Raw genomic sequence first — 26,201 nt, 5'->3', positions numbered from 1 at the left:
GAGCATTATGCCAAATACATTTTTAAACCTGACTCAGTTAGGTATGCGATTTCCCACTCCCAAAGGCGAATTTGTTGCTTTGAAAAAAGTGGATTTACGCATTCAAGAGGGCGAATTCATTTCACTGATTGGCCACTCTGGTTGTGGGAAGTCAACGGTACTTAACCTTGTTGCTGGGTTGCACGATCCAACCGATGGCGGCGTGATATTGCAAGGACGAGAAGTAGATGGACCGGGACCAGAGCGCGCAGTCGTGTTTCAAAACCACTCGTTGCTGCCTTGGCTGTCGGTTTACCAAAACGTGGAACTAGCCGTAAAACAATTGGCTTCCAAGAACTTATCTTCTAAGAACTTAGTTTCCAAGAACTTAGCTACCAAGAATCTAGCCACAACCCATACAGGGATAAAGAAAAACAAATCATGGGTGCGGGATCAGGTTCAGCATTACCTTGAATTAGTGCAAATGACCCACGCCAGCGACAAAAAGCCCGATGAAATTTCAGGTGGCATGAAACAGCGAGTCGGGATTGCACGAGCACTTGCTTTGAAGCCAAAAGTGCTACTGATGGATGAACCCTTTGGCGCGTTGGATGCGTTAACTAGAGCCCACTTGCAAGATGCACTGATGGCGATTCATGCGGAGCTCAATACCACTGTGATCATGATAACGCACGATGTTGACGAAGCTGTTTTGTTGTCGGATCGAATTGTCATGATGACCAACGGACCAGCAGCCACGATTGGTGAAGTACTCGATGTAAATCTGGACAGACCGCGAAACCGCGTCCAGCTGGCGGATAACGCCCAGTATCAAAAATATCGCCAATCGGTTTTACGCTTTCTGTACGAAAAACAAGCCAAACCGCAACCCGTATTGGCAACCCCAAAACAAGAGGAGCCTTTAGACGCTCCCAAAAGCGCATAAGGAAGGTGAGCAATATGGAACGTTTGGTCATTGTCGGGAACGGAATGGTGGGGCATCAATTGGTGGCTTCACTGGTAGAAAAACACGCTCATTTACACTATCAAATTACAGTGATTGGGGAAGAGACTTGCATCGCGTACGACAGAGTACAGTTGTCTGCTCTCTTTTCTGGTAAGTCCCACGAAGACTTAAAGCTTGGAGGTGAGGAGTGGTATAAAAAATATGGGGTAGAGCTAATTCTTGGTCGTCAGGTTACGTCTGTTAAAACTGAAAATCAGCAAGTGGTGATCGATGACAACGTTATTCTTCAGTACGACAAATTGGTTCTTGCAACGGGATCTTATCCATTTGTCCCTCCCATTCCTGGACATGAGCGTAAAAACTGTTTTGTCTATCGAACGCTGGACGACCTTTCTGAGATTCAAGCAGCCTGTAAAGGGGCGAAATCCGGCGCAGTGATCGGTGGTGGGTTGCTTGGTCTAGAGGCGGCCAACGCATTGAGGCTACTTGGGTTGGATACCCACGTGATTGAGTTTGCACCGAGATTGATGCCTGTTCAGCTTGATGGTGGGGCCGGCAATATGCTGAAAAGCAAAATAGAGTCGCTTGGTTTGCACGTGCATACAGGCACTGCGACAGAAAAAATTATTGATGGAGAAAGCGCATTTCATCGCATGAATTTGAAAGATAAAGACTCGTTAGAAGTTGATGTCATCGTTTTTTCTGCTGGGATTCGACCTCAAGATGCGTTAGCAAGGCAGGCTGGGATTGCCGTAGGAGAGCGAGGTGGCATTGTGATTGATGACCACTGTATTACGAGCGATCCGAACGTCTACGCCATTGGGGAATGCGCTTTATGGCAACAAAAAATCTTCGGGCTGGTGGCTCCTGGTTACCAAATGGCACGGACGGTGGCCGAGCAATTGTCGGGTGGAGACAGCACGTTTACTGGCGCGGATATGAGCACCAAGCTCAAACTGCTTGGGGTGGATGTTGCCTCGATTGGCGATGCGCAGATGACGACAGAAGGCGCTCAGGAACTCATTCTTCAAGATGCTAATACCGGCATTTACAAGAAGCTGATTACTGATGCATCTGGGTCGCGATTGTTGGGCGCGATATTGGTAGGGGACAATACTGATTATGATGCTTTGCTTCAGTGTTACCTGAATCAATCACCGCTACCTGAATATCCAGCGGAGTTGCTGTTGGATGCTTCAGCCCTATCGGGGGAAATCGGCGATAACACGCTTGTCTGCTCTTGCCATAATGTCACTAAAAGCGATTTGGTGGTTGCCATTCAAGCTGGCGCGCACGATCTCAATACCTTGAAATCTGAAACCAAAGCGGGCACAGGTTGTGGCGGGTGCAGCAACATGGTGAAAACCGTGCTGGATGCAGAATTGGCTGCGATGGGCATGGAGGTCAACAACCATATCTGCGAGCATTTTACTTATTCAAGACAGGAGTTGTTCCATATCTGTCAGGTTGAGGCGATCCACGATTTTGAAACTTTGCTCACCCGATACGGTAAGGGTGTTGGGTGCGATTTATGTAAGCCGACAGCGGCGTCGATTTTTGCATCGCTGTGGAATGAACACATTTTGGAGCCACAACACCAAGCGCTGCAAGATTCGAACGATGCCTTTATGGCTAACCTGCAAAAAGACGGTTCCTACTCCGTTGTGCCTCGCGTTCCCGGTGGAGAGATAACACCAGAAAAGCTTATCCGTTTAGGGCAGGTTGCAAAGCAATACGATCTCTACACCAAAATTACTGGTGGGCAACGCGTTGACTTGTTTGGTGCCAAGATGGAGCAATTACCTGAAATATGGGAACAACTCATCGAAGCGGGCTTTGAGACAGGGCATGCTTATGGCAAGTCTCTACGAACCGTGAAATCGTGCGTTGGTTCAACATGGTGTCGATACGGCGTCGATGATTCCGTTGGCTTCGCCATTGAGCTTGAAAATCGCTACAAAGGTTTGCGTTCGCCCCACAAGCTAAAAATGGCGGTGTCCGGATGCACACGGGAATGTGCGGAAGCGCAGAGCAAAGATATCGGCGTGATTGCCACAGAAAATGGTTGGAATTTGTATGTTTGTGGCAACGGGGGAATGCGTCCTCGCCATGCGGACTTGCTGGCTTCTGATTTGTCGAAAGACGAGTTGATTACCTTGATTGACCGTGTGCTGATGTTCTACGTTCGAACGGCAGATAAGCTTCAACGAACCTCAGTATGGATGGACAATCTTGATGGAGGGTTGGAGTACCTGCAAAGTGTCGTGATAGAGGATTCATTGGGAATCAATGCTCAATTAGAAGCGCAGATGCAACATGTGGTGGATTCGTATCAATGTGAATGGAAAACCGCTGTGATGTCGGATAAAAAACGTGCCCGATTCCGTCCATTCATAAATCACGAAGGTGACAGTGTTCCACTGCCTTATCAGAGAGTTCGAGGGCAACGTATACCCAGTACAATTCCGATTCAAAATTCAGAGGTGAAATGATGTGGAAGAAGATTTGCGATATCAATCAGCTTTCGCCCTATCAAGGTGTTGGGAGTGTGTTTGACGATCATCAGGTCGCGCTATTTTTGGTGCCGGACGAAGCGTTTGTGGGTTCAAGTAAACCGGATAAGTCGCCTCGTGTTTTTGCTGTTGGGAATTGGGATCCAATAGCAAGGGCGTACGTAATGAGTCGAGGAATTGTTGGAAATCAGGGGGAGAAGTTGTGCGTCGCCTCTCCTATGTACAAACAGCATTTTAGCTTAGAGACTGGTGCGTGTTTAGAAATGCCAGAACAGAGTTTAAGAACGTGGCAAGTTCAGATAAAAAATGACGAAGTATGGATCCTATCTAAGCAATCCTAAGCGCAAACTTAGCCAATGACATTAAAAGGGGTGAGGCATTTATTCAATGCCTCACCCCTTTCTTTACTGAGTCAGCGAAAGTGCCCTGTTAGAGAGAACGAAAGCACCTTTATTTCTGCTCGAACTGTTTCGCCAATTGGAACAGCCTATCGACACCTTGTTTTAATACTTGGCTGTTTTGCTCAACCAGATCCGTTTCGGCTAAATTTTTCTCAGATGTTTGAGCAATAGAATGTACGCGATCGCTGACTTGACTAGACAGTTGAGTTTGTTGGTTGGCCGAGTTAGATACTTGGTCAATCAAACCGTGAATTTCAGTCATCATTTGCTCAATTTGCTGTAGGCTTTGCGCGCCCTCCTGAGCAATCACAACACAGTCGCCAGTCTGGTCTCGGCTGCGTTCAATTTCTTTTTGCCATGTCGAAATGGTCGACAACATTTGCCCCAAGCTTGCCTGAATAGTCTCGGTTGCATTTTGGGTGCGTGATGAAAGCGCACGAACTTCGTCGGCAACAACGGCAAATCCACGGCCTTGTTCTCCTGCTCGCGCTGCTTCTATCGCAGCATTCAGTGCCAATAAGTTCGTTTGTTCGGCAATGCCACTGATCTCAGACATCACTGAACCAACTTTTTGTGCCTGTTCGCTCAATTGATAGGTGGTTTGCGTTGCCTTTTCTGCATTAGCCGCGAGTTGATTCAACTGATTTTCAGTCGCATCAATTTTGGCTCGGGTTTGGTCGCATTGCGATTGAGTGTCGTTGATCAGCACTTGAGTTTGGGAGGCATGCTCAAATACTTGATTAGCCGAAGAAGCCATATCGTTCACCGCGCTGGCAACGTGGTGAATGTCGGTGTTTTGTTGTCGAATGGCACCCATGGCTCGGATTGCGGTATTGCTTAAATCATCGGATAACTGGTGAAGAGGCGCAGCGGAATCGGTCATTCTTCCCAACACAGTGCGAATACGTGCTTGTAGCAACTTGATATGGAAATCTGCGGAAGACGCAATGTGATTACCTGAATAAACCAATCGGCTGACACTGTCGTATTCTGATTGCAGCTTTTTCAAGAACGCAGGGGTATCAATGAGTTCTTGGCGGAAGAAAACCGCAAGCACAGCAGCAGGTAATGCGCTCATCATAAGTTGCCACGACACGCCACTTTCCATCATATTCGCAATGATAGGGACGGCACACGCCGCAGCAAGTGCGGAATATTTGAATGCTGTAGGCAAACCAAAAGCAAAGCTGCGCCCGTTCTTTTCTGCTTCTAGGAGCTTTTGGTAGGCTTTTGAGGCTACATCAACCCATTTTGATTTTGGTTTCACTCGGACCGATTGGTATCCCGCTATTCTGCCTTGTTCGTAAATAGGGGTTACATACGCATCTACCCAGTAGAAACCGCCATTCTTGGTTCGATTTTTCACAATCCCTCGCCAAGCGTTACCCTTCTTTAGGTGCGACCACATATCAGCAAACGCCGCTTTTGGCATGTCGGTGTGGCGAACAAGGTTATGGTTCTGCCCTAAAAGCTCGCTCTCTTCAAAACCAGCGACTCTACAAAAGGCAGGGTTACAATACGTGATAACGCCCTTTAAGTCGGTTGTAGAAACAAGCTGTTCATTTTCACCTACTAGAACTTCTTGAGCTGATTTTGAAAGGATTTGAGGCATGTGATTTTTATTCCATATGAGCAATTTGTTGGGCCCAATATAATCACAACAATTGTGAGGAATACAAAATAAAATTCTACAAAAGTAAATTTATATGATCAGTAGCTCATAAAATCCCCACATTGATTTTAATTTGAGCTTTAAAAAAAATAATCTTACATTTGATTCTTATCTCGTTTAGTTATTTCTCATAGCGGAAGACATCTTAGAATGACCTATTATATATAGTCAGGTCTCACTTGGAGTGGTGGAATGGCACGTCTAACTGTTTGGTGTTCATTACTTTTTATTTGTTTTCCTTCATTTGCCGTTTTAAAAGCGGACTCTGTTGTGCGTAACGCCAATATTTACACCGGGAAAGGCTTTCGTGTCTCTGCGATGGCGATCCGAGAAGGAAAAATTGACTATCTGGGAAGTGAAGCCGGTGTAGAAGATTATATTGACGTTGAAACCAAAATCATAAACGCCAACGGTGCGTTAGTTTTACCGGGGTTTATTGATAACCATAACCACGTTTTTGAATCGGCTTCCGAAGTGGGCGGCGATTGTTATGTGGATCCAGACGTTTTTCTTGAAGAACAAATCCCCTATTTACGCTATTGCAAAGAATATGGGGAGAAGCAAAGGTGGATCATTGGGTACGGTTTTCAACTCGATCATATTCTGCATAAATCAAACAGGCGCACTCCGTTAGAGGTGCTTGATAGTGTGTTTCCAGATAAGCCAGTGGTTCTCATGGAGCAAACGTCACACTCTATGTGGGTTAATTCTGCAGCCCTTGCTGCGGCCAATTTTACTGCGAAAACACCTCATCCTGCTGGCGGGCGAATTCTGAAAGACAAACGCACAGGTAAGCTCAACGGCATTTTATTGGATAACGCTGGAGACGTGATCATGGAGCTTGCTTGGAACAGCTCCGATAACCTTTTCGAAGCCAGTTACAGAGGGCTTATAAATGGGTTAAACGAGACTGCACAGCATGGTATTACCACCATTGGTGATGGACGGATGTATTGGAAGCGAGGCTGGCTAGAAGTTTGGCAGCAGGCTGAAATCAATGGTGCTTTAACCGCTAGAGTCTCTCTTCGTCCGTGGATCTATCCTCAAGATGACATGCTTAAGCAAATGAAATACTTAGAGCGCATTTATCGGAACGATGATCAAGGCTGGTTACGCATTGATCAGGTGAAAATATACAGTGACGGAATATTGATTAATGGCACGGCGAAAACGTTGGCACCGTATTTGTTTTCTTACATGCCTAAAAGTAAAGATGGGTTGTACTACATTCCACCGGGCGAAATGGAAGAGTGGCTACATTTGTTAAATGGCATTGGTTATGGTGCTCACATCCACGCGATTGGCGACAAAGCCGTCCGAGCGTCGCTAGATGCGATTGAAAGCCTAGATAATCGAGCCAAAACCGCTTCCTACACGCTAACGCACGTTGGGATGATCAATAAAAAAGACATACCGAGATTTGCGAGGCTGGGCGTGACGGCAGACATGCAGGTTGGGTCTGACTACATTGCACAACAAGACCATGATTGGGCGAAGCCATTTATTGGAAAGAAACGCATCCACGATTTGATGCCTTTGAACAAGCTATATCGTTCAGGGGCGAATGTGAGTTTAAGCAGTGATTGGAATGTCCATCCGATCAGCCCATTAGCGGGTATTGCCAATAGCCTAAAAATGGGGGAGCAGGGGCTTCCCGATATCGATGCTGCGATAAAAGCGTACACTCAAAACCCTGCGATAAGCTTAGGGATAGAGCATTTAACGGGCACATTGGAAGTAGGCAAATCCGCTGACCTAGTCATACTCGGAGACGACATTACAAAAATGTCTCCTGAAGATATCCCTTACGCACCTATTTGGCTCACCATGGTGATGGGGAACATTGTTTTCTTACTTGAGTAATTATTTACAAGAGTAATTGTTTACAAGAGTAATTTTTATGTGAGTGGCTCTTTCTCCTGCGAATTAACCTCAAGCTTTGCTGAACCTATGCTTTGTTAAACCTATGCTTTGTTAAACTTATGCTTTGTTAAACCACGGTCGGTTTGAAAGACGCGCTTTAATAAAGTCTAAGAATAAGTTCACTTTCAATGGACGTTGTTGTCTGTCATCAGACACTAGCGCCACCACATCGGCTCTTGGAATAGGGAAGTCAGGTAAGAGTGAAACCAGCTCACCAGATTTGAGTTCTTTTGTCACATCCCACTCTGAACGTTGGATGATTCCTTTCCCATCCACTGCCCAATCTTTAATAACTTGCCCTACATTACTGGATAATTTGGGATGAATTCTTACCCCTGTGAGTGGCTGATTGCTGGTGGCTTCAAACTTCCACATGGTCACATCTTCATCATTTTCTCGCAATGCGATACATTGATGCTTGTGCAAATCTTGCGGACAGAGCAAAGGTGGCGAATTTCTCAAGTATTGAGGAGATGCAAGCAAAAGGCGTCGATTTTCTGCAAGATGTATGCATTTGAGTGAAGAGTTCTTAAGTTCACCAATGTAAACCATTACATCCGGATGTTGCCGGTCTGTCCAGCGTGGTATGTCTGAAAGAGTCAGGTCGATATCAATATTTGTGTATCGTTCTTGAAACTCTGTGACAAGAGGAGCAATGTAATCGATGCCAAATCCTAATGGGGATAATACCCTCAATTCTCCCTCAATGACTTGTTTATCAGCGAGTATTTCATTCTGCAATGATTCAATGTCTACAAGTAGCTTGCGCCCCCGTTTGGCCAGCTTTTCCCCTTCTTCAGTGAGTGTTGTGGACCGAACGCTTCTTTCAACTAATTTTACATTTAATTTTTTTTCCAGTGCCTGCAACCTTTGCGAAATACTTGGGGGGGTTACGTTGAGCGTTCTGGCAGCCGCTGCCAATGAAGGGCTGTTAGCGATCGTATCGAAAAATTCAAGGTCCTGTGAAGTAAGCATTAAGTTCAACCTTAATATTGGAGTTAGATATGATTAATTTAACTACATGTTGAAAATTGATACTAATAATGGCGTCGCATAATTAAACAAAAAGACGGACTTAACGATCATGGACAAGGTTGCAACACCACAATTTAAGATAGAAACGCGTGTCAGGCGATTGGCACCCCATATGGGCTTAGAAGTTGAAGGGCTGAAATTAGCGGAGCTAGACGAAGACGGGCTTATCTTTGTTAAAGAGCTAATGCTAGAAAACAAAGTCTTGGTTTTTAGAGATCAATTTATCTCAGCTGAAGACTTGATGGCATTTTCAAACAAGTTAGGTGAAGTACAAAAGTACCCATTCTCAAGCGGAATTGAGGGGCACCCAAATATCGTAGAAATACGAAAAGAACCTCACCAGCAAGAAAATTTTAGCGGGATGTGGCATGTGGATTCCACTTATTTGGACAGCCCACCCGACTTTACCATTTTGACCGCTCGAGCTACGCCTGAATTGGGTGGTGATACGGTTTTCTCTGACAGCCAAACGGCGTTCAGTCGATTATCGAGTGGGATGAAGGAGTTCTTGTTGAACAATGATGCTGTGTATATTTCGAACAAGCATCAGTCAGCAAAACAAAAGACTCCACATTTAACCAATTTTAGTGAGATTGCTACAGCGAACGCATCGTTTGAAGCAATCCACCCAGCAGCAAAGATTAACGAAGATACAGGCAATCCCTCTATATACGTTAATAAGGAGCACACACACAAATTTGCCAACATGACTGTAGAAGAAAGTACCCCAATACTAGAGTACCTCTACGAATATGTTGCAAGACCCGAGTTCACCACCCGCATTAAGTGGGAAAATGGCACGGTTGTTATGTGGGACAACCGGTCGGTGCAACACCATGCGGTAAACGATTACTATGGTTCATTACGTGTAATGCACCGTGTAATTGTGAATCGCAGAACGTCCTAAATCCATGTTTTACCGAGCCTTGGTCAATGGTACAAGGCTCGGCTTTTTTTTGCCCTGTACGGAGTTTTGACAAATGGAGCTGTCGCTTTTTAGTGTATCTGAAAGTGTTTTAATTTGGCTGTTTTGCGCTGCATTGATTGCTGGAATCGTGGATGCGATTGCTGGTGGTGGTGGGCTAATAACAGTGCCAAGTATGATGCTAGCAGGTATACCACCACTGGTTGTATTAGGAACCAACAGATTACAGGCAGTCATAGGTGAAACCACAGCGTTGATTACTTATTGGCTAAATAAAGAGATAAAACTCAAAGGATTTGGATTTGGTATTTTAACCACGGCAATAGGGGCAGTTTTAGGCTCTTATTCGGTGAGTTTGTTTTCAAAAGAAGTACTGCAACTTCTTCTGCCAGTTCTAATGGTGTGCATTACATTTTATTCGATTTTATCGAAAAGAATTAAAAACAACGTAGCGGCTGAAGCCAAGATTTCCAATCGTCGATTCATGTTGATTTGTGGATTAGCGATTGGGTTCTATAACGGTTTTTTTGGTCCAGGTACTGGTTCGATCTGGATGGTGGCTTTCGTGATCCTTTTAGGTGTCACGATCAAGCAAGCAACCATCGCTACAAAACCGCTGAACCTCATGGGTAACTTGGTCTCTTTACTGTTTTTTATAGGGCTAGGTTCCGTGGACTACACACTGGGACTTGTAATGGGCGCTGGACAGATTTTAGGTTCAGTCGTCGGAAGCAAAATCGTAATCCATAACGGCGATAAAGTGGTTCGCCCAGTATTTATCACCGTTACATTACTCATGACAGTCAAACTGATTGTCGACAGTGACCATCACATGTTCGTATCTGAAACGATGGCACTGATATCCAAGCTATAAATGGCTTGAAACGCAAGGAAACATCACGCATTTGTGAAGCCAGTATGAGGGTGCTGGCGTTTCCTGAGGCATAACGCCAAGGATGTAATAAAAGGGGGAAAGGGTATGAACGTAAATGTTGATTCAACCATACTCATCGCGCAGCGATTTGGACGCGTAAGCTCTCGTGCAATGTTTGGAGGCACAGGGATTTTCTGTAACGATGTCATTTTCGCGGTGGCCCGTGATGAACATGTTTTTCTAAGGGCAGGAGACCAACTCAAAGGCCAATTGGTTGCTATGGGTTGCGGTGAATGCCAACCAGAGCCACAAATGAAGGGCGATTTTAAAATTGCCGCACACTATTTTTCATTATTCTCTGAGCTTGATGAGATCACATTTATCGAGGCGGTTCATTTGTCTATCGAAGCCGCTAACCGTGATCATCGAGCCAACCAACCTCTGCGGTTGTTGCCAAATGTTCGTCGTCTGCATCTTAAGTTGTTCCGCAGAATTGGCATCGGTTCTATGACAGAACTTCAACAAGACTCTACCGCAGATATCGTGAGCAAAATCGTAAAGCTCGGGCTTGATTTGGATGTGTCGCCTAAGCTGCTTTACGAAATTGAAGGGGCAAGAACAGGTCAACATTGGACGGTTCTACCCGAAGAAGAAAAGCGCAGGTTAGATGCCGATTATCAAATGATCGTAGGCAAGCAAGCGTCTTAACTGAGACTTTTCAATGCATCGTATGATGTAGTGCTGAGTGAGCGATAGTCTTTGTACTTATCGCGATGACAGCACGTAATAATCTACTCGTTTGGCAGATCTTCGGATCTGCTTTTTTTATTTTTACAAATAGGTATGACGTAAAAACCGCAGGCTATACTGAATCTGTAGGAATCAGTGGAAATTATGATGTGCGGCCGACTTAATGTTATGGACGATCCATTTGCTCAGCAAGTATGTGAGCAGCTTGGTATTCGATTTTTGGCACAACCCAACTCAGATGTCAGACCAACAGATACGCTTGCTACGGTAAGCGCAGCCCCATTTGGTTTACAACAATACGACCTTAGCTGGGGTATCAAACCCCAATGGGCTAAAAAAGTCATCATTAATGCGCAAGCAGAAACGGTCGCTTCCAAGCCAACGTTTCGAAGCGCTTATGAATCGTCACGCGTGGTAGTGCCCTGTAGTGGTTGGTATGAATGGGTATCACATGAAGGTTTAAAGCAAAAGTACCTTTTCGAACCACCAAAAGATGAACCGCTTTATATGGCTGCGATTGGGTTAGAGTCCATGAACAATGTTGTTACATTAACGACTAAACCCGATAAAGTTTACGAACCTTACCACCATCGAATGCCGCTTCTCATCCCATCTAGCGAAGTAGACCAGTGGCTATGTGCGCCTTCAGTCGACACCACCGATTTACTTGAACATTCCGGTGACTTGCTTTTGAAAGTCACAAAGTGTTGATTTATCCCTGCTAATTTTGCTAAGTAACCCGAACTCGGGATAAGAGGTTAGTAGCCCACTAGTCTTTTATCACGTTGCAGCACCCGCTATAGGCTTCTTGACCGTGTACAAGGAGTATCGTCTCGTATTGATATACTTTATCGCTCATGTCATCAGAGCAGGTATGAGTGTCGGCTAACGCTATAACAATCTGTTGGTGAAACTGGTCGTCCTCAGTGGTAATGACCCATTTATTGGTGTGATTATCGGTCTCTATTGATTGTGTAACGCTGACCGAGAATGCGTCGGTAGAGAGCGATTTGAATGATGCTTTTTTCGGCGTGACTTCTAGGTACCAATCGGGCTCACTGCCTACGCAGTTCAATACGTCACTGGGGATAGACATCTCTTCAGCTGCAACATGGACGTTAAACATCATTAGGCTTAAAAGAAGTGTTCGCATCACCTATTCCTTCCCATATTCTATAGAATCGATAGTAAGTTCGACTCTATATCGAACTACTTTTCATATGCAACTGTATGTTTTTGGTGTGCGAGCTAGGTAATAAAAAAGGATTGATAAAGCTTAGGGGTGATCGCCAAACGTTTTTTGAAATGACGTTGAAAATGCGCCTGATCAGAAAACCCAGTTTCAGAGGCGGTATCGGCTAAAGATAACCCACGTTTAAGTAGAGATTTTGCTTTGATTATCCGTTGGTCTAATTGGTAGGCATGAGGAGAAACGCCATACCGCCGATTGAATGCTCTAATCAGCTGGTATCGACTCATGTCTACTTCATTTGCAAGCTTATCCAGTGCGACATTGACTTCCAATTGATCGCACAGCATCTCTGCTGCCCGATTCAATTTTGATTCCGTTTTCAGGGGCTTATTGAGGCTTGGGCTAACAGGATGTTCAAAGATACTTGCCAAGTATTCAACCATCAGCGATTCAGTCACCAACGCGTTTTTCTCTGATAAAAGCGATTGATAGAGCTGATGAAATAACCGATACAAATCAGAGCGTTGTTCGTATTGATGGAAGAAAGGTTGGTAATCCACACCGCTTTTTTTGGTCCACTCTTGCTGTAATTTGCCAATCCACTGGGTATCGACAAATAGCATTCGATAAGACCACTGTGTTTTGTCTGGATTGCAAGAATGCATGTCTCCGGGGTTAATCGTCACGGTGTGACCTTGATGCACCTGATGGGTATGATTCAGGTTGCGATAGCTTGCACATCCTCCATCGATAACACCAAAAGAAAACTCATCGTGGGAGTGAGCTTGATAGCATGCGAATGAATCAGACGCTGTGCGCATTTCGACAAATGGTAGGCTTTGAGATTGGGTCAAAAATACTGAATCATCTTGCTTCATGTTTTAACTCCACCACATCCCTATCACCGTTGCCGTTAATAGCAAACCCATTGTCCAATTGAATGCTCTTTGACGCTGAGCGCTATTGAGCCATTGACCGATTGCTTGCCCAAAACATGCCCAAATACTGACACCAAAAAGGCAAACTACTAAAGAGATAGTGACGAATAGCGGTAAATGCAAGTCTTGGGTACTGCTACCTGCAACAAACAAAGACACGCCAGACGAGGCGTAAAGCCATGCTTTAGGGTTCAATACTTGAGTTAATGCACCCTTACCAAATCCCGGCGCATGCTGCCCGATATTCGTCGCCTTCAGTGGTTTAGGGGAAGCGGTAGCGATTTTATACGCTAAATAGATCAAGAAAGCCGACCCGACCAATTTAAGGTAAAAAGTAAATGCAGGCAGGGTTAGTAAAAGTGAACCAATCGTTAGCCCACTGAGCAGCACAACAATTGCGTAAGAAACAGATGCGCCAACGACATAAACCGAAGCCTTGCGTAAGCCGTATTGAGCGCCAGATGCCGCGGCAATGATATTCACCGGACCAGGTGTCGCCGCGCCAGCAAACGCGAAGACAATCATAGACAAGACTAAAGACTCCATTCTGTATTTCCTTGATTGACTTGGAAAAACAAACGTATCGAGATTGCTGACTGAAGTATTGAACGAAATTGCGGGGCACATCTAATAGAACCTTCGCTCAGCCGTTTCATTTCACCAATGAAACCGCTAGATTTTTTCGTTCACGTTTTATTTTTAATAGAGTATACCCAAGTGACCTCAAGATGCAGGATTCAGAGCCTCATATTCTGTTTCAATTCAAGGAAAAGAACGCAGTGGAATGATGAGTCCTTTCCAAATTCTATGACGATGAAGTGAGACAGAATATGGGCTCCCAAGGGCGAGTTTAACTGGCTTTCATACTGCGTTACCGATTTTTGATTTAGAACGACTAGATCTTCAAACCGGTGCCTTGCCTGAAAGCCAGTTAATTCTCGCTGAACCAAGCATCTTGAGGTTACTTGGGTATATATGGATACGGTTAAATGAAAATCGAACCGACAGTCGGTGATGTAAAAGCTGTAGAGATGGCGGATGCCAATCCAGAACAAATTCGACAGGGAAAGCGGGGAGAGGGTACGGAAGATACACGTATTCTAGCGAGCCCCGGTAGGCGATATGTTGGGCAAATAATAGATGGTGCTATTTCTTGGGCGATTTTTCTCACAGTAATGGCCGTAACGGACTATTTGCAGGTTGGAAGCGATGTTGAAGTTCTGACTTCTATCGCTGCTGCCGCCACCTATTTTATATTCTCGGATGCCCTGCCACGGGGTAAAAGCATCGGAAAATTGGTATTGGGTATGTCGACCATCAACAAATCTACGGGTAAAAGCTGTACTTTGTGGCGCGCATTTTTACGCAATATTTTATCGCCCATAATTGGCACTATCGACGCTCTCTTTATATTGGGTAAAGGTCGGCAAAGAATAGGGGATAAATTAGCGAATACGATTGTAGTGTTAGATAAATAAAGTTTTTGTAATCAACGAGTTGTTTTCATACACTCTGAACACGACAATGTCGGACTAATTGGCTTAATTAAAGAACGGATTTTTATATGGATGTAATTAAAGCAAGTACAGAAAATGTCGCTATGGTAGCGGACCTATTTAACCAATATCGAATCTTTTATGGTCATGAAAGTGATATCGGTGTCGCGACGGCGTTTATTCAAGAGAGGCTCGAAAACAACGAATCTGTCGTCTTTCTTGCATTGAATGAGCAAGGTGAAGGTATCGGGTTTACCCAGCTTTACCCGACCTTTTCATCAGTTTCTGCGCAGCGCTCATGGATTTTAAATGATCTGTTTGTTACAGGGGGTGCGAGAGGTCAAGGCGCAGGAAAAGCACTAATGAACGCTGCAAAAGAGCTAGCAATCAGTACCAATGCCAAAGGGCTAGCCCTTGAAACCGCACACGATAATCTCACAGCGCAGAAGCTGTATGAATCTTTAGGGTATGAACGAGATACTGCCTACTACAGCTACTTTTTGAGTGTATAAAATTCAGAGATATTACAAAGTTAAGAGACATTATCTCAGCGACCTGATACGTTAAGTTCATGCGTAAAACTCTCTATCTAATCCCTGGCACGATGTGCAATGAAAAACTATGGTCTGAGTTATCGAACTACCTAGTCGATGACTTTGACCTAGTTCATTTGCCAATTCCCAATGATAAAAGCTTCGACGAAATTACCGAGCATTATAGTGAAACCTTAAAAGGCGATGAACTTAACCTCATCGGTTTTTCATTGGGTGGCTACAGTGCAGGGCATTTCACCCATCAATACCCAGACCGCGTTTCTAACCTTATTGTAATATCGAACGGTTTAACCGAATTGCCATCCGCTGAGGTAAAACAAAGAAACCATATACTTCAGTACGTTAAAGCAAAAGGATATTCCGGTATTAGCCGCACGAAAGTCGCCGCTCTATTGGATGAAAGTAAGCGGACTGATTCGCTTATTGAGCAAATACAGGAAATGGATCGCGAGTCGGGTATCGACACCTTTTTAAGTCAATACCACCATACGACTCATCGGAAAGATTTGTATCAAGAACTTGCTTGTGCACCCTGCAACACGTTCATTTTTTGCAGCGAGAAAGACAAACTCGTCGACTTAAGCTGGTATAACGAAGCGACATTTCTGGCGTCGAATATCTCGGTCACCAGAATCTCAGGAAGTGGTCATATGCTGCCATTAGAAAACCCTGAACAGCTGGCAAAATACATCCTGCATTGCCTAGCCTAAAAACTAAGTGAAGTCTGCTACCTCAAAATACTTTAGGTGACCAAGTATCGATCTTTAATGCCCTGTTATCGCTCACGATGGTTGAATACGAACAAGTTGCTTGCCCTTTCATTGCTGCTTTGGGAGTAAATCGATATGCCTACCTTTCAACGCCATCATATTCCTTTTGTCTATTTTCTTACTATTTCGCTGTTTTGGGCGATGTTTTACCAATCTACGGCGATCCACTCATCGATAGAAAAGTTGTTCATTATTGCAGGTAACAATATTGCAGATAACAAACCGGAGTGGTTTCTGTTGCTTGATGGCATTATCGTGTTACCGATTCTCTGCTTTATGTACATCAAAGATAAAAAAGAAGCAGGAATCAAAGCAGGTGTATATGTAGGTATAGTCGTTGTTTTGGGTAGCTTTATTATTCCCGAAGACTCAAAAGTTTTATGGTCTCACCTTGAGTTTGCTCGTTACTTAATTGCTCCGTTACTGTTTGCAGTAGAAATTTTCGCAATGTTGATGGTTATTCTTACCATCAAATCGTTACTTAAGAAGAACTCCGACCCCGATGAAGCAATATCAACCTCCGTCGAGGGGGTATTTGGGCACGGTATATTCAGTAAATGGGTATGTTTCGAAATTCGCGTGTGGTCATACGCATTATTCTCTAGAAAACTGAAAGCGGAGGATTTCCAAGGTAATTCACATTTTCATGGGCACCTGAAAGATGGTACAAAAAGTAATCTTCTTGGGTTTATTTTCATCATTTTATTTGAAGTCCCGATTACCCATGTTCTCGTGCACTTCTGGATATCTCCTTTTGCCGCTAATACTTTGACCTTACTGACATTGCTTGGTATGCACTTTTTCATTGCGGAATACAAAGCACTATCCATACGCCCTATTTCTTTAGGAAAAAATCAGATTTTTATTCGCTACGGAGTATGGCATCCGAGAGTGATCCAATACGCTGACATCGATGAAGTTAATGTATGGAACCAAGCTGTAAAACGGTCTAAAGAAGTGAAGATTTATAACGTAATGGGTGTTCCTAACGTTGAAATTAAACTGAAGTCGGGCGAGCGTGTTTATTTAGGGTTGAATGAGCCTAGCAGCTTTATCAAAGAAGTTAATTTTGCGGTATTATGTTTTACATAATAATCAATAGAACGAGAGTTTATGATGAATGCATTGGAGCACAAATTTAAGCGTTGGAAACAAAAGCGTGAAGCGGGAAAAGTTCGGTACATTTTCAATTGGACCATTTTCTCGGGTTTCATTGCCTTACTGGCAGCGTACTCGATACCAGCATTATCGAAGCACGATGTTTCGGCCTTAGTGAGTTTGTCGCAAGCGGCTGGGATTGGCTTAGGTGGCGGCTTTGTTTTCGGTGCTCTGAGTTGGTTTATCAATGAAACTTGGTACCAAAACGAGCTGAAAAAACGAGAAGAAGACGAAAATAATTGAAAGTAGAGTAATGCTAATCTTCTAGAGGAGAATGTCCGGATTTGAAAGTTCATAGAGCTGCCTCAGATATCAACGTTAGGTCTGTTCGAGAGTCAGATACGACTTCTCTTTTTAAAAATTATTTGGGAAGGGAAGAAACAACCCAATACCTTGCTCGAAAAGCGTTTGCTAATGAAGATGAGGTGTCAGTGGCTCTCAAAAAATGGTCCCAATCCAACCTGAAAACCTCTTCGAAAATTAAAGTATCTGTTGCGGAATGTAATCAAACGTCTGAAGTGATAGGTATGCTTGTCTTTATCTTTAACGGTACACACGCTGAAATTCATTTTGGTATTTCGCCTGATCATCAAAATAGAGGCCTGGCGACTCAATTATGCTTGGTTGGAATCGAAATACTAAAAGGAAGCGGTATTAGCGAGATTCGAACTCACCCATATGTAAATCACGTTGCGAGTATCCGAGTCCTAGAAAAATGTGGATTCGTTAAAACAGGCGTTTTGAGTGAATACATCGTGTTCCCTGCTATGGGTAATGTGTATCAGGATTGCGTAGATATGAGATTACACCTCAAGGGGGATATACCTAACGCATTTTCAAATAATTGAACTGAGGACACAACATAAAAAGAGGCGTGGAAGGAAAGTGGAAGCACCACGCCTAAAAGTTTAGATCGGATGACTCATGCGGACTACTGCATCATATCGTCTAGTTTGTTGAGCATTTTTCTTCGTCGCAACTCAAGCCTTTGTTTTTATCTCCAGACAATGAATGATCCGCGTCTATGTACTGTTCATGCAGTAATGAAGTGATCATTTTCCCAACCATCATATCTTCAATGATCCCATGATGCGTAAATCGGATCTGACCCGATTTATCGATCAACACCAATGTCGGTGTGCCGGGTAATCCGTACTCTGCCATTGTGAGTGGGATATCACCGCCAGAAGGCGCATCAATTCCGATCGGAAACGTTAACCGATATTCGTGGACGAAGGCTTTTAGCGACTCTAGCTGCATACCTTGATGATGCTCAAATACGGTATGTAACCCAATCACTTGTACATCATCATCTTTAAAAAACTGATGGATTTTAGAAGCCTGAGGCAAGCCGTGGCTGACACATCCAGGGCAAAGCATCTGGAATGTATGCAGTACAACCACTTTTCCTCGCAAATCTCTTAGCTCAATCGGAATATCAGAATTAAGCCAGCCCGCCGTTTTTAGTTCAGGCGCTAGTGGTAATGATTTCATTGTTTTTCCTTATTTATTAACAACGCCCGGTAGGCTTAAATCACCAGAGGCGACATCAAACACATCAACAATGCAAAGAAGCGGTGAATGCGCGCTTGCATTGACTCTTAAACCTGACGTAACGCCATCAAATTTGGCCAATTTGACGGCATCGATATCATCGAACTGAACTTGTACGTTCAGCGTATTGCCGTCAAAGTTAGGGGTGTAATCGGGGCTATCAATCAGTAACGGCAAGCCTGGCCATGTGTCTGGTACCTTGGGCTTACTTCCCTCTGGAATGTCAACGACTCCGAGAGCGCCAGGTCCACATTGTTCATTAGGCTGCAATACCACCCAGTGACTGTGCCAAACGTCCCCGTCGTTTGCTTTGTCGCCATCGCCGTTTTCATCGTAAAGCGGGGTATCGTCAAAATCGGGGTGGGATGTGACCGCGAAAGCCAAAATTCCTGCATCATCTTCAAACCCGATTTGCCCACTGTTCATGGTGGTCGGCCAAACGTAAGAAAAAACGTCGCTCCCTGCTAGCTTTCCTGTTGATGTCGGTTTAACGCTGCCTGCTTTGTCGGATACGGCAATATGAAATGTTGCCGTGTTGCCCGCGGTCGTGATTTTGGTGTGAATAATGTCAAATGCAGAGAGTACGGAATCACTGGTGCTCGATTGGATCCCACCCGTATGTTTTGAATGGGCAACCGTATGGGCGGAGGTGGCCAGCAATACAGATGCAATCACTATCGACGACGTCTTTTTGACTAAGTTTAATTTGCTCATGTTACTTCCTTCGATATAGCTACTTTTGGTTTAGGTCTTTGGTTTAGGTTCTTGGGTTATAGTGTTCTATTGGTATCGACTCGATACCAATAGATCTAACAGTAAATAAATAAACTTGTCAATAAGGTTTTGAGTCGATACTATTTAGGTATGAATACTTATCTTGTTCATCAGTTGCTTGATCGAATCGGCAACCTCGTTAGAAATGAAACCCGCGCTGGTTTAACCGAGCATGGGTTGCAGCCCGTCCAGCTAGATGCGCTCCACTATTTGGCTATTTGTAATCGATTTTCCGATACACCCAAAGCGGTGACGGAGTATTTAGGGTTGACGAAAGGAACCGTATCTCAAAGCCTTAAGGTTTTGGAAAGTAAGGGTTATATAGAGAAACTTGCCGACGCAGATGACAAAAGAGTTACGCATTTAGTGGTATCCCAAAAAGGGCGAGATCTGGTTGATGGCTGTTTTCCTTCCCAAGCCCTAACGCGTGCATTGGCGACCGATGGCGATTCGGTTTCAGATTTGCGCCCAGATCTCTTACAGGAGCAACTGCAATTGCTCCTGTCGTCGATTCAAAAACAGAATCACTTCCGCACATTTGGCGTTTGCGTTAGCTGTAGCCATAACCGTCCTCTTTCTGATGGCTCTCATCTCTGCGGACTTACCCAGACTCCATTGAGTAAAGTGGACATCAATTTGATCTGCATTGAGCACTGTGCTTAAACCTGATTTCACCTGAAAATATGGCGTTCACGACGCTCGTCGCACTAAGTCAAATGAACTCAACATCTTGAGGATGTTTGGATTCAAATATGTGATATGTTTCATTTGGATTCACTATCGGTAGAAGTGACTTGGGTATAAATTTAGGCGAGGTGACATAGTGCAAAAGTTTTTCATTGTTTTGGCTACGACGGGGTTGCTTTCAGGCTGTGTATTTATGACGCCAACAGAGGCGGAGCCCACCTTTCTGAAAAACAGCCAACGCTTTGAAGTAAAGGGGCGAGAAGGGTGGATGCCAGGAAAGAATATTCATTTTGGCGAGTACTCCAGTGACGTCAGTAAAGGCAAAATTACGGGGCAGAGAGACGTGTATTTTAGCGGCCCGTATTTGGAAGAAGATGATGCTCGCACGGTCAGCATTAAGCAATTTGGTCCAAACAATACGTCGGCAGCATTGGAGTACAAGCAATACTGCATTGTGAAGGGGTACCGTCCGCCCTACGATGAAAAACCTGAATATCAAAGCATCAAGGTCACTCACGATCCCAATATCGGCGTATTAACATTCAATAATAAGCAATGGACGTTGAATGCCATGAAGCTGACAGATGATGCTGGAAATACATTTAGCATTTCATCAGGTGCGATATCATTGAACAGTAAAATAGTCTCGGAATACACCTTAGGGCATTGGACTGGCGGTTTGAACAACGCAGACTACATTTGGCTAGATGAGACAGCCACGAAAGAGACAAAAATGATCGCTGCAACCTTGATGACCTATCTCTCCACTGTGGAGCCACTGCCTTGTGAAATGAGACTTAAACCGGACAACGGCGAATGAATCTAGCACTGTTTGATTTTGATGGCACCATCACCAGCGAAGACACCTACACAAAATTTATTTTTTATTCTACGCCCAAGGTCAGAATGGGGATCGGCTTGCTGCTGGTATGGCCGATTATATTTCTTTATAAGCTTGGATGGCTGCAAGCCTCTAAAACGCGCCCTATTTTGTCTAAGGTGGCTTTTTGGCATCGAAAAGAAAAAGATGTCACGCTAATCGCCAACCAGTATGCGAAAGACTATCTAACCACGATAATCCGACCGGAAGCAGCAGAAAAACTCCGTTGGCACCAAGCGCAAGGAGACAAAATAGTCATGGTTTCGGCATCGCTTGATGTGTACTTAAAGATTTGGTGCCAATCCTATGGCATCTCACTTGTGTGTAGCGAACTAGAAGTAAAAAATGGCCGCTATACTGGACGGTACAGCCAAGGAGACTGCAGTAAAGAAAACAAAGTCACATTGCTAAAACGCACAGTCGCGCTGGAAGAGTTCGATAAAATATACGCGTATGGCGATACTTATGAAGATTTGCCAATGCTCGCGCTTGCAGACGAAAAATGGTACCAGTGGGAAATCGTGAACGAGTAAGTTTTGTTTTGGGTATACATATGGGAGCGCTGGGCTCCCATTTTTCTGTCTAACCTAAGGATTAAAGCATTTCTTCCAGCAGCTTTTCTGGCTCGGCTAAGTATTGCTGCAGTTTTTTGTAGTACATGGAAATATGCCAACCGTCCATAAGTGCGTGGTTCGCTTGTACTGACACAGGCATATCGACGTAACCATCCTTATCGATAATCTTCCCCCATGAAATCAGAGGAATAGTCGAGGGAATATTCAAATTGACCGGATGAACAAAGGAGGTAAACCGCAACCAAGGCAAGCACGATGTGTAGATAACATCATCACTTTCCAGTTTGGTTTCCAACATAATTTCTTGTGAAATTCGAGATTTCTCGGATTCGATAAAATCATTAAACTCGTTAAAAGATTCGCCTTTTTCGACCTCCCCAAAGCTAAAAAGCGGCGGTTCTTTTGTCATTGCGATAAATCCAAACCGCAAAGACTCGTATTCTACTATTTCGTCACCATGTGCCCTCAATCTAAACTCCCTAATGTCATTAGCCGCTGCCAATACCGCATAAGAAACCAAATTGAAGATCGAAATCGAGTGTGCTTTGGCATAGTAAAATGAGTTGGTAAGTTCTACCTCTGCACAAAACCCAACATAGGGAAAATCCCTTTGGCTGAAATGATCATAATGCGGGGTTCGCCCCCACGTATTTTTATCTATAACTCTTGCTGACGTTGTCATACATGATTCCTAGCTGACAGTTGTTTTGTAATGATTATTTTGATTGTCGTTATAAAGCTATTTCTGGCTTCAATGACAAAAATTTGTTCTGAGTCTTTCAATTATTGCTTTAATACTTGTGGAAATATAGAAATGACTATCTAGCATGGTTGTATCTTTATGTTCCCTCAAGTTGATAAGTTCCAGAGGTAGAAGATTAGATTTGACCTTGACGTCTATTCCATTGACAGAAGCGATAAAAGCGCATGCTAGAGCATCAGTAGAAAAATACTGACCTATTTGGAAATAATGAGAGTTCCTCTCGCCGGATTGATGCTCTGACAATATCGATCGAATTGTATTTTCGATACCTGAAATATCGCTCTTAATAAGACTTATAAAGAACCTAGCCTCGGTTTTTGCCAGTTTGGATGCGTTACTTTTCATAACTAGTTGAGCTTGATTGCTTAATTGAGAAAATTTGCCGGACAAAGCCAGTTGGAATAACCAGAATCGATGTGGGTTAGTTCCTGGTAACTGCCTATTTTTCATAAAATGGGAATACGTTGAGTGCTCGCTTTCAGATAACTCTTCTTCCAAAAAGTGAGGAAAATTTATGAAAGACTCTAGGTGATTTTTGTCCTTGGTTAGAAGTGTTAACCAGAAAATTGCGCTAAGTGTTTCGTTGTATTTGATACTATCGCAAATATTCTCTATGGATTTCTTTCTAATCCAATGATTTTTAATATTTTTTGCAATGGACGCTATCATCGTCGGATTTTTGTCAGCACACCATATAGAAGCCGCGACGTTACTCATTGTGACAGGGCTCCTATCTAGTCTTGATATGAAACGCTTTAAATTCTCTGACTCTTTATAGACTTCAAACCCATCATTTAGACGGTCAATCGATTCCAAGTTATTTCGTATATAAGGTGTCTTGTCTCCAATGAAGTCGGGAAGTAGTGGTTTATATACAAAGATTTGGTGACCACTCCCAATTTCAGTAACAAACTGCCAAGGAGTAGGCATAGCCACTTGGTCGAAGTTGTGGAGCCAAGCACTGGGCATGATACCTTCTGGCACTTGAAGTTGATAACCGTGAGATTTTGCAATTATTATTAATCTAGTTGCGTTTTCAGAGAAAACTTGTTCATTGAAAATCCACTCCTCTTCTAAGTTACTTTCACCATGGAAGTCATCATAAATCTCATTTAATACAGACTGCATTTCTTTTGTATCATGCCTAATTAGTGCGGAAAAAAACGCGAATTCTAGTTTTAGTTGTAATGGTATATCTGATGTACAACCATCTACGATCTTAACGTATTTTCCTTTAACATAGCTTTTAGTCAGCTCTCTAATTTTCTCTTCTAACTCTTCCCATTTACCAAGACAGGCTAACCTCTGAAGATTGAAGCTTTCATTCTTGTCATATTGATTTACTAGAAAATTATCTTCCAATAGACAGTTTTCTTTCTCTAGAATCATGTTTAATAGCTTGTTATTGCCACTAATCTGTGCGTAAAGCAACGCACTTTCCATTGAGCAAGAGTCTAAGCGACACCCCCTATAATAGATTAAATAGGAAGTTATCGTAGCCCATGCCTTAAGCAGAGTAATGTCGTTAAAGATGTACCAGCTAATGAGCATGTTGCATTTAGCATCATCAATATATTCAGAGAGATTAAAGACATCTTCATCGGAAAAGCTGTCATAATTGAGGTCGTTGTTGACTCTATATATGCCTCTATAAGCATGTATCACATGTTTTAGTTTGCTAACGTCCATTCTCTCTCCATAAGAAACGGGTAATATCCTTGAAATTATTGTTACGAACTGTCGTTACTAAGACAGTATTTTGATAAAAATCTCTATCAGTTTATCTTTTTAACTCAATGATAATAAATAAAAATAGTAACAAGTGTTATAAGAAACCCTGCTGACAAAAGCTGACACCTTCTTTAGTTAAAGTTGGCTGATATCAATTCCAAATAACGAGGTCACAATGTTTCAGCAAGAAGGGCATTTTAATATAGACGGCGCGAGTATTTACTACGAAGTCAGTGGCAATCCCAATGGCAAACCCTTGCTGATGATTCATGGCGGGTTAGGGTGCATGTACGACTTGATGCTACTGCTGGATTACGTTCCCGAAGACTACAAAGTGATATTGGTCGATTTACGTGGGCATGGTCAATCCACGTTAGGGGAGGTGGCATTAAGTTATGAACGTTATCAACAAGACGTAGAGCAGTTGCTGAGATCGCTGAACATATCGACCTATTCTGTTTTTGGATTCAGCGACGGCGGAACAGTAGCGTATCGCCTTGCCGCTAGTCAGCCGGAATTAGTGGAGAAAATAGTAACGTTAGGCTCGCATTGGCGGTTGCCACAAAACGATTCATCGGAAGCAATATTGGGCTCGGTTTCGGAGAAGATGTGGCGAGAGCAATTTCCCAAAGATGTCGCGAGATATGAAGAAATCAACCCAAGCCCAGATTTCGGTGCACTGATAGAAAAAGTAAAAGCGGTATGGTTAGATAAAACCCCGACAGGGTACCCAAGTGAGTCAATTCAGCGCATTGGTTGCCCATCACTGGTTATACGCGGTAATAATGATTTTCTATTGTCGGCGAACGAGGCACTCTTAGCTGTTAATCAATTGCCAGACGCAGAATTTATGAATGTGCCTTTTTCTGCCCACGCAACACACCAAGAATTCCCAGAAATGGTCGGATTTGCATTGAACCGTTTCTTATCATTTACATTGTAAATTCGAAGAGATTAAAGAATGGATGTCATCTTACTGAATGGTCCGAGTAGCAGCGGGAAAAGCAGCATCGCAAAGTCTTTGCAAGAAACGTTAGATGCGCCATATCTAATCATGGGCATCGATACGTTCATCTCTATGATGCCAGAAAAGACCAATAAGCTCGATGATACCACCGAAACCGCAGAAGGCTTTTACTGGGAAACGCAAAAGACCAGTGGCGAGCCAATTTACCGAGTCCGGAAAGGAGCATATGGCTCACAGGTGAACGATGCATACAGAACAACGGTTAAGCACCTAGTGGAGAGTGGGTTAAAGGTTATTGTGGATGAGGTGGCGGATGGAAACCAAGAGATTGAAATATGGCGGAATTTATTGGAAGAACACCACTGCTTTTATGTCGGAATCAAATGCAGTGAAGCGGTTTTAGAGCAGAGAGAATTGGCTCGCGGCGACCGAAAAGTCGGGTCTGCACTAGAGCAGATGCAGCGAGTGCATCGTGGAGTGAAGTACGATCTGGTTATCGATACAACGTCTGCGTTGCCTCAAGAGTGTGCATTGATGATTGCAGAGGCAATCAAGCCTTAGGCCTAAACCTTGGGTGCGCACCATACTTGGCGCACATCACAATAGGTGAGGAGAAAATGATTTGGAAATAACACTTCGCAAAGCCACTCCAAAAGACATGGATTTTCTGTATTCCCTGCGACGTTCTACGATGGAAACGTATCTAAAAGAAATCGGAGCACCAGCGGCGGAAGCAGACCACATTGCTCGTATCGAATATCAGTTTGACCATGCCAAGATTGTTTTGGTCAATGGTGTTCCTGCAGGTCTCTTTAAGGCGGCACTGCAAATGGAGCATCAACGTTGGTATTTGGTGCAAATCCAAGTTAGCCCAGAATTTCAAGGTTGTGGAATTGGTCGGACAGTGATCACCCGCTTAATTAAACAAGCAGAAGAAGATGGATTGTCGGTAGTATTAAGCGTGTTAAAGAACAACCCTGCAAAAGTGTTGTACGAGAGAGTTGGGTTTTCAATTGTCGGTGAGTCGGATATTGAATTTGAAATGATGTACCACACACCTTAAGTGTTGCGGCACTCGAACAAGCTCATAGCGCTAACGTCTATGAGCTTGTTTCGGTTTAGC

General features: G+C 43.7%; 29 protein-coding genes. 20 read left to right on the top strand and 9 right to left on the bottom strand.

The window, feature by feature from the left end; translation table 11 throughout:
- The first annotated feature begins 7 nt into the window (after positions 1 to 7).
- From CW749_RS09420 to nirD, 3 genes are read left to right on the top strand one after another with little or no spacing between them, the layout of a single operon-like run.
- Positions 8 to 925 (top strand): ABC transporter ATP-binding protein, encoded by a 918-nt coding sequence (locus tag CW749_RS09420; RefSeq protein WP_101111772.1) that lies wholly within the window; start codon positions 8 to 10, stop codon positions 923 to 925.
- Positions 926 to 939: 14 nt separating this feature from the next.
- Entirely contained in the window at positions 940 to 3,438 is a 2,499-nt protein-coding gene (nirB, locus tag CW749_RS09415) for a nitrite reductase large subunit NirB (protein WP_101111771.1), read from the top strand.
- The gene (gene nirD / locus CW749_RS09410) at positions 3,435 to 3,800 is read left to right on the top strand and encodes a nitrite reductase small subunit NirD (protein WP_343232580.1); all 366 of its coding nucleotides are present in this window, start codon (positions 3,435 to 3,437) and stop codon (positions 3,798 to 3,800) included. The genes nirB and nirD overlap by 4 nt, the downstream gene beginning before the upstream one ends.
- A gap of 109 nt (positions 3,801 to 3,909) precedes the next feature.
- Here the strand turns inward: nirD and CW749_RS09405 are convergent, their stop codons facing one another.
- Positions 3,910 to 5,472, bottom strand: coding sequence for a PAS domain-containing methyl-accepting chemotaxis protein (locus CW749_RS09405; protein ID WP_101111769.1), 1,563 nt, complete (start codon positions 5,470 to 5,472; stop codon positions 3,910 to 3,912).
- Between the two features lie 252 nt (positions 5,473 to 5,724).
- On the opposite strand from CW749_RS09405, the gene CW749_RS09400 reads away from it, so the two are divergent.
- Positions 5,725 to 7,395: an amidohydrolase gene (locus CW749_RS09400; protein WP_101111768.1), complete on the top strand. Its 1,671-nt coding sequence runs from the start codon at positions 5,725 to 5,727 to the stop codon at positions 7,393 to 7,395.
- 117 nt (positions 7,396 to 7,512) lie between these two features.
- Here CW749_RS09400 and CW749_RS09395 read toward each other — a convergent pair whose 3' ends face one another.
- Complete coding sequence (locus CW749_RS09395) at positions 7,513 to 8,430, bottom strand: LysR family transcriptional regulator (RefSeq protein WP_101111767.1); 918 nt, start codon at positions 8,428 to 8,430, stop codon at positions 7,513 to 7,515.
- A 109-nt stretch (positions 8,431 to 8,539) separates the two neighbouring features.
- Between CW749_RS09395 and CW749_RS09390 the strand changes: the two genes are divergently transcribed.
- The 4 genes from CW749_RS09390 (at position 8,540) to CW749_RS09375 (ending at position 11,750) form a co-directional block, all read left to right on the top strand.
- The gene (locus CW749_RS09390) at positions 8,540 to 9,397 is read left to right on the top strand and encodes a TauD/TfdA family dioxygenase (protein WP_101111766.1); all 858 of its coding nucleotides are present in this window, start codon (positions 8,540 to 8,542) and stop codon (positions 9,395 to 9,397) included.
- Positions 9,398 to 9,470: 73 nt separating this feature from the next.
- Positions 9,471 to 10,289 (top strand): TSUP family transporter, encoded by an 819-nt coding sequence (locus tag CW749_RS09385; protein WP_101111765.1) that lies wholly within the window; start codon positions 9,471 to 9,473, stop codon positions 10,287 to 10,289.
- A 105-nt stretch (positions 10,290 to 10,394) separates the two neighbouring features.
- Complete coding sequence (locus CW749_RS09380; RefSeq protein WP_101111764.1) at positions 10,395 to 10,997, top strand: TfoX/Sxy family protein; 603 nt, start codon at positions 10,395 to 10,397, stop codon at positions 10,995 to 10,997.
- 186 nt (positions 10,998 to 11,183) lie between these two features.
- Positions 11,184 to 11,750: an SOS response-associated peptidase family protein gene (locus tag CW749_RS09375; protein ID WP_237322388.1), complete on the top strand. Its 567-nt coding sequence runs from the start codon at positions 11,184 to 11,186 to the stop codon at positions 11,748 to 11,750.
- Positions 11,751 to 11,808: 58 nt separating this feature from the next.
- On the opposite strand, the gene CW749_RS09370 is transcribed toward CW749_RS09375, so the two are convergent.
- The 3 genes from CW749_RS09370 to CW749_RS09360 form a co-directional block, all read right to left on the bottom strand.
- Positions 11,809 to 12,192: a hypothetical protein gene (locus CW749_RS09370; RefSeq protein WP_101111762.1), complete on the bottom strand. Its 384-nt coding sequence runs from the start codon at positions 12,190 to 12,192 to the stop codon at positions 11,809 to 11,811.
- Between the two features lie 95 nt (positions 12,193 to 12,287).
- A complete protein-coding gene (locus tag CW749_RS09365; protein WP_101111761.1) occupies positions 12,288 to 13,109 on the bottom strand; it encodes an AraC family transcriptional regulator in 822 nt (273 codons plus the stop codon).
- A gap of 3 nt (positions 13,110 to 13,112) precedes the next feature.
- Positions 13,113 to 13,715, bottom strand: coding sequence for a LysE family translocator (locus CW749_RS09360; RefSeq protein ID WP_101111760.1), 603 nt, complete (start codon positions 13,713 to 13,715; stop codon positions 13,113 to 13,115).
- A 443-nt stretch (positions 13,716 to 14,158) separates the two neighbouring features.
- On the opposite strand from CW749_RS09360, the gene CW749_RS09355 reads away from it, so the two are divergent.
- The 6 genes from CW749_RS09355 to CW749_RS09330 all read left to right on the top strand — a co-directional run bounded on the left by CW749_RS09355 (position 14,159) and on the right by CW749_RS09330 (position 17,995).
- Complete coding sequence (locus CW749_RS09355; protein ID WP_237322386.1) at positions 14,159 to 14,647, top strand: RDD family protein; 489 nt, start codon at positions 14,159 to 14,161, stop codon at positions 14,645 to 14,647.
- An 86-nt stretch (positions 14,648 to 14,733) separates the two neighbouring features.
- Positions 14,734 to 15,177, top strand: coding sequence for a GNAT family N-acetyltransferase (locus CW749_RS09350; RefSeq protein WP_101111759.1), 444 nt, complete (start codon positions 14,734 to 14,736; stop codon positions 15,175 to 15,177).
- Positions 15,178 to 15,236: 59 nt separating this feature from the next.
- Positions 15,237 to 15,929: an alpha/beta hydrolase gene (locus CW749_RS09345; protein WP_101111758.1), complete on the top strand. Its 693-nt coding sequence runs from the start codon at positions 15,237 to 15,239 to the stop codon at positions 15,927 to 15,929.
- Between the two features lie 135 nt (positions 15,930 to 16,064).
- Positions 16,065 to 17,081 carry a hypothetical protein gene (locus CW749_RS09340; protein ID WP_101111757.1) on the top strand — a complete coding sequence of 339 codons (1,017 nt, stop codon included), beginning with the start codon at positions 16,065 to 16,067 and terminating at the stop codon, positions 17,079 to 17,081.
- A gap of 21 nt (positions 17,082 to 17,102) precedes the next feature.
- Positions 17,103 to 17,390, top strand: coding sequence for a hypothetical protein (locus CW749_RS09335; protein WP_101111756.1), 288 nt, complete (start codon positions 17,103 to 17,105; stop codon positions 17,388 to 17,390).
- Positions 17,391 to 17,431: 41 nt separating this feature from the next.
- Positions 17,432 to 17,995: a GNAT family protein gene (locus CW749_RS09330; protein ID WP_101111755.1), complete on the top strand. Its 564-nt coding sequence runs from the start codon at positions 17,432 to 17,434 to the stop codon at positions 17,993 to 17,995.
- Between the two features lie 100 nt (positions 17,996 to 18,095).
- On the opposite strand, the gene CW749_RS09325 is transcribed toward CW749_RS09330, so the two are convergent.
- The gene (locus CW749_RS09325; RefSeq protein WP_101111754.1) at positions 18,096 to 18,641 is read right to left on the bottom strand and encodes a redoxin domain-containing protein; all 546 of its coding nucleotides are present in this window, start codon (positions 18,639 to 18,641) and stop codon (positions 18,096 to 18,098) included.
- Positions 18,642 to 18,650: 9 nt separating this feature from the next.
- A complete protein-coding gene (locus CW749_RS09320) occupies positions 18,651 to 19,415 on the bottom strand; it encodes a hypothetical protein (protein WP_101111753.1) in 765 nt (254 codons plus the stop codon).
- Between the two features lie 150 nt (positions 19,416 to 19,565).
- Between CW749_RS09320 and CW749_RS09315 the strand changes: the two genes are divergently transcribed.
- The 3 genes from CW749_RS09315 to CW749_RS09305 all read left to right on the top strand — a co-directional run bounded on the left by CW749_RS09315 (position 19,566) and on the right by CW749_RS09305 (position 21,575).
- The gene (locus CW749_RS09315; RefSeq protein WP_101111752.1) at positions 19,566 to 20,138 is read left to right on the top strand and encodes a MarR family winged helix-turn-helix transcriptional regulator; all 573 of its coding nucleotides are present in this window, start codon (positions 19,566 to 19,568) and stop codon (positions 20,136 to 20,138) included.
- A 160-nt stretch (positions 20,139 to 20,298) separates the two neighbouring features.
- Positions 20,299 to 20,982, top strand: a complete 684-nt coding sequence (locus CW749_RS09310) for a hypothetical protein (RefSeq protein ID WP_101111751.1) — start codon at positions 20,299 to 20,301, stop codon at positions 20,980 to 20,982.
- Positions 20,979 to 21,575: an HAD family hydrolase gene (locus tag CW749_RS09305; protein WP_101111750.1), complete on the top strand. Its 597-nt coding sequence runs from the start codon at positions 20,979 to 20,981 to the stop codon at positions 21,573 to 21,575. Before CW749_RS09310 ends, CW749_RS09305 begins: the two co-directional genes overlap by 4 nt.
- 61 nt (positions 21,576 to 21,636) lie before the next feature.
- Here the strand turns inward: CW749_RS09305 and CW749_RS09300 are convergent, their stop codons facing one another.
- Together CW749_RS09300 and CW749_RS09295 are read right to left on the bottom strand one after the other, a co-directional pair.
- Positions 21,637 to 22,299: a CatA-like O-acetyltransferase gene (locus CW749_RS09300; RefSeq protein WP_101111749.1), complete on the bottom strand. Its 663-nt coding sequence runs from the start codon at positions 22,297 to 22,299 to the stop codon at positions 21,637 to 21,639.
- Positions 22,300 to 22,368: 69 nt separating this feature from the next.
- Positions 22,369 to 24,069 carry an immunity 49 family protein gene (locus CW749_RS09295; protein WP_101111748.1) on the bottom strand — a complete coding sequence of 567 codons (1,701 nt, stop codon included), beginning with the start codon at positions 24,067 to 24,069 and terminating at the stop codon, positions 22,369 to 22,371.
- Positions 24,070 to 24,286: 217 nt separating this feature from the next.
- Between CW749_RS09295 and CW749_RS09290 the strand changes: the two genes are divergently transcribed.
- The 3 genes from CW749_RS09290 (at position 24,287) to CW749_RS09280 (ending at position 26,141) form a co-directional block, all read left to right on the top strand.
- Positions 24,287 to 25,054: an alpha/beta hydrolase gene (locus CW749_RS09290; protein ID WP_101111747.1), complete on the top strand. Its 768-nt coding sequence runs from the start codon at positions 24,287 to 24,289 to the stop codon at positions 25,052 to 25,054.
- 18 nt (positions 25,055 to 25,072) lie between these two features.
- Positions 25,073 to 25,639, top strand: a complete 567-nt coding sequence (locus tag CW749_RS09285; protein WP_101111746.1) for an AAA family ATPase — start codon at positions 25,073 to 25,075, stop codon at positions 25,637 to 25,639.
- 61 nt (positions 25,640 to 25,700) lie between these two features.
- Positions 25,701 to 26,141 (top strand): N-acetyltransferase, encoded by a 441-nt coding sequence (locus CW749_RS09280; RefSeq protein ID WP_101111745.1) that lies wholly within the window; start codon positions 25,701 to 25,703, stop codon positions 26,139 to 26,141.
- Positions 26,142 to 26,201 lie beyond the last annotated feature (60 nt).

The sequence above is a fragment of the Vibrio sp. vnigr-6D03 genome (assembly GCF_002835515.1).
Lineage (GTDB): Bacteria > Pseudomonadota > Gammaproteobacteria > Enterobacterales > Vibrionaceae > Vibrio > Vibrio penaeicida.
Note: the sequence above shows the minus strand (reverse complement) of the source record. Positions and strands in the feature narration are given on the sequence as shown.

Excerpts from the sequence above, each read along its gene's own strand:
- CW749_RS09285 (WP_101111746.1), top strand. The coding sequence starts at position 25,073 with ATGGATGTCATCTTACTGAATGGTCCGAGTAGCAGCGGGAAAAGCAGC.
- CW749_RS09290 (WP_101111747.1), top strand. The coding sequence starts at position 24,287 with ATGTTTCAGCAAGAAGGGCATTTTAATATAGACGGCGCGAGTATTTAC.
- CW749_RS09305 (WP_101111750.1), top strand. The coding sequence starts at position 20,979 with ATGAATCTAGCACTGTTTGATTTTGATGGCACCATCACCAGCGAAGAC.
- CW749_RS09395 (WP_101111767.1), bottom strand. The coding sequence starts at position 8,430 with ATGCTTACTTCACAGGACCTTGAATTTTTCGATACGATCGCTAACAGC.
- CW749_RS09365 (WP_101111761.1), bottom strand. The coding sequence starts at position 13,109 with ATGAAGCAAGATGATTCAGTATTTTTGACCCAATCTCAAAGCCTACCA.
- CW749_RS09350 (WP_101111759.1), top strand. The coding sequence starts at position 14,734 with ATGGATGTAATTAAAGCAAGTACAGAAAATGTCGCTATGGTAGCGGAC.
- nirD (WP_343232580.1), top strand. The coding sequence starts at position 3,435 with ATGATGTGGAAGAAGATTTGCGATATCAATCAGCTTTCGCCCTATCAA.
- CW749_RS09385 (WP_101111765.1), top strand. The coding sequence starts at position 9,471 with ATGGAGCTGTCGCTTTTTAGTGTATCTGAAAGTGTTTTAATTTGGCTG.
- CW749_RS09325 (WP_101111754.1), bottom strand. The coding sequence starts at position 18,641 with ATGAAATCATTACCACTAGCGCCTGAACTAAAAACGGCGGGCTGGCTT.
- CW749_RS09370 (WP_101111762.1), bottom strand. The coding sequence starts at position 12,192 with ATGCGAACACTTCTTTTAAGCCTAATGATGTTTAACGTCCATGTTGCA.
- CW749_RS09360 (WP_101111760.1), bottom strand. The coding sequence starts at position 13,715 with ATGGAGTCTTTAGTCTTGTCTATGATTGTCTTCGCGTTTGCTGGCGCG.
- CW749_RS09380 (WP_101111764.1), top strand. The coding sequence starts at position 10,395 with ATGAACGTAAATGTTGATTCAACCATACTCATCGCGCAGCGATTTGGA.
- nirB (WP_101111771.1), top strand. The coding sequence starts at position 940 with ATGGAACGTTTGGTCATTGTCGGGAACGGAATGGTGGGGCATCAATTG.
- CW749_RS09295 (WP_101111748.1), bottom strand. The coding sequence starts at position 24,069 with ATGGACGTTAGCAAACTAAAACATGTGATACATGCTTATAGAGGCATA.
- CW749_RS09355 (WP_237322386.1), top strand. The coding sequence starts at position 14,159 with ATGAAAATCGAACCGACAGTCGGTGATGTAAAAGCTGTAGAGATGGCG.
- CW749_RS09375 (WP_237322388.1), top strand. The coding sequence starts at position 11,184 with ATGATGTGCGGCCGACTTAATGTTATGGACGATCCATTTGCTCAGCAA.
- CW749_RS09420 (WP_101111772.1), top strand. The coding sequence starts at position 8 with ATGCCAAATACATTTTTAAACCTGACTCAGTTAGGTATGCGATTTCCC.
- CW749_RS09335 (WP_101111756.1), top strand. The coding sequence starts at position 17,103 with ATGATGAATGCATTGGAGCACAAATTTAAGCGTTGGAAACAAAAGCGT.
- CW749_RS09405 (WP_101111769.1), bottom strand. The coding sequence starts at position 5,472 with ATGCCTCAAATCCTTTCAAAATCAGCTCAAGAAGTTCTAGTAGGTGAA.
- CW749_RS09300 (WP_101111749.1), bottom strand. The coding sequence starts at position 22,299 with ATGACAACGTCAGCAAGAGTTATAGATAAAAATACGTGGGGGCGAACC.
- CW749_RS09400 (WP_101111768.1), top strand. The coding sequence starts at position 5,725 with ATGGCACGTCTAACTGTTTGGTGTTCATTACTTTTTATTTGTTTTCCT.
- CW749_RS09320 (WP_101111753.1), bottom strand. The coding sequence starts at position 19,415 with ATGAGCAAATTAAACTTAGTCAAAAAGACGTCGTCGATAGTGATTGCA.
- CW749_RS09340 (WP_101111757.1), top strand. The coding sequence starts at position 16,065 with ATGCCTACCTTTCAACGCCATCATATTCCTTTTGTCTATTTTCTTACT.
- CW749_RS09345 (WP_101111758.1), top strand. The coding sequence starts at position 15,237 with ATGCGTAAAACTCTCTATCTAATCCCTGGCACGATGTGCAATGAAAAA.
- CW749_RS09390 (WP_101111766.1), top strand. The coding sequence starts at position 8,540 with ATGGACAAGGTTGCAACACCACAATTTAAGATAGAAACGCGTGTCAGG.
- CW749_RS09315 (WP_101111752.1), top strand. The coding sequence starts at position 19,566 with ATGAATACTTATCTTGTTCATCAGTTGCTTGATCGAATCGGCAACCTC.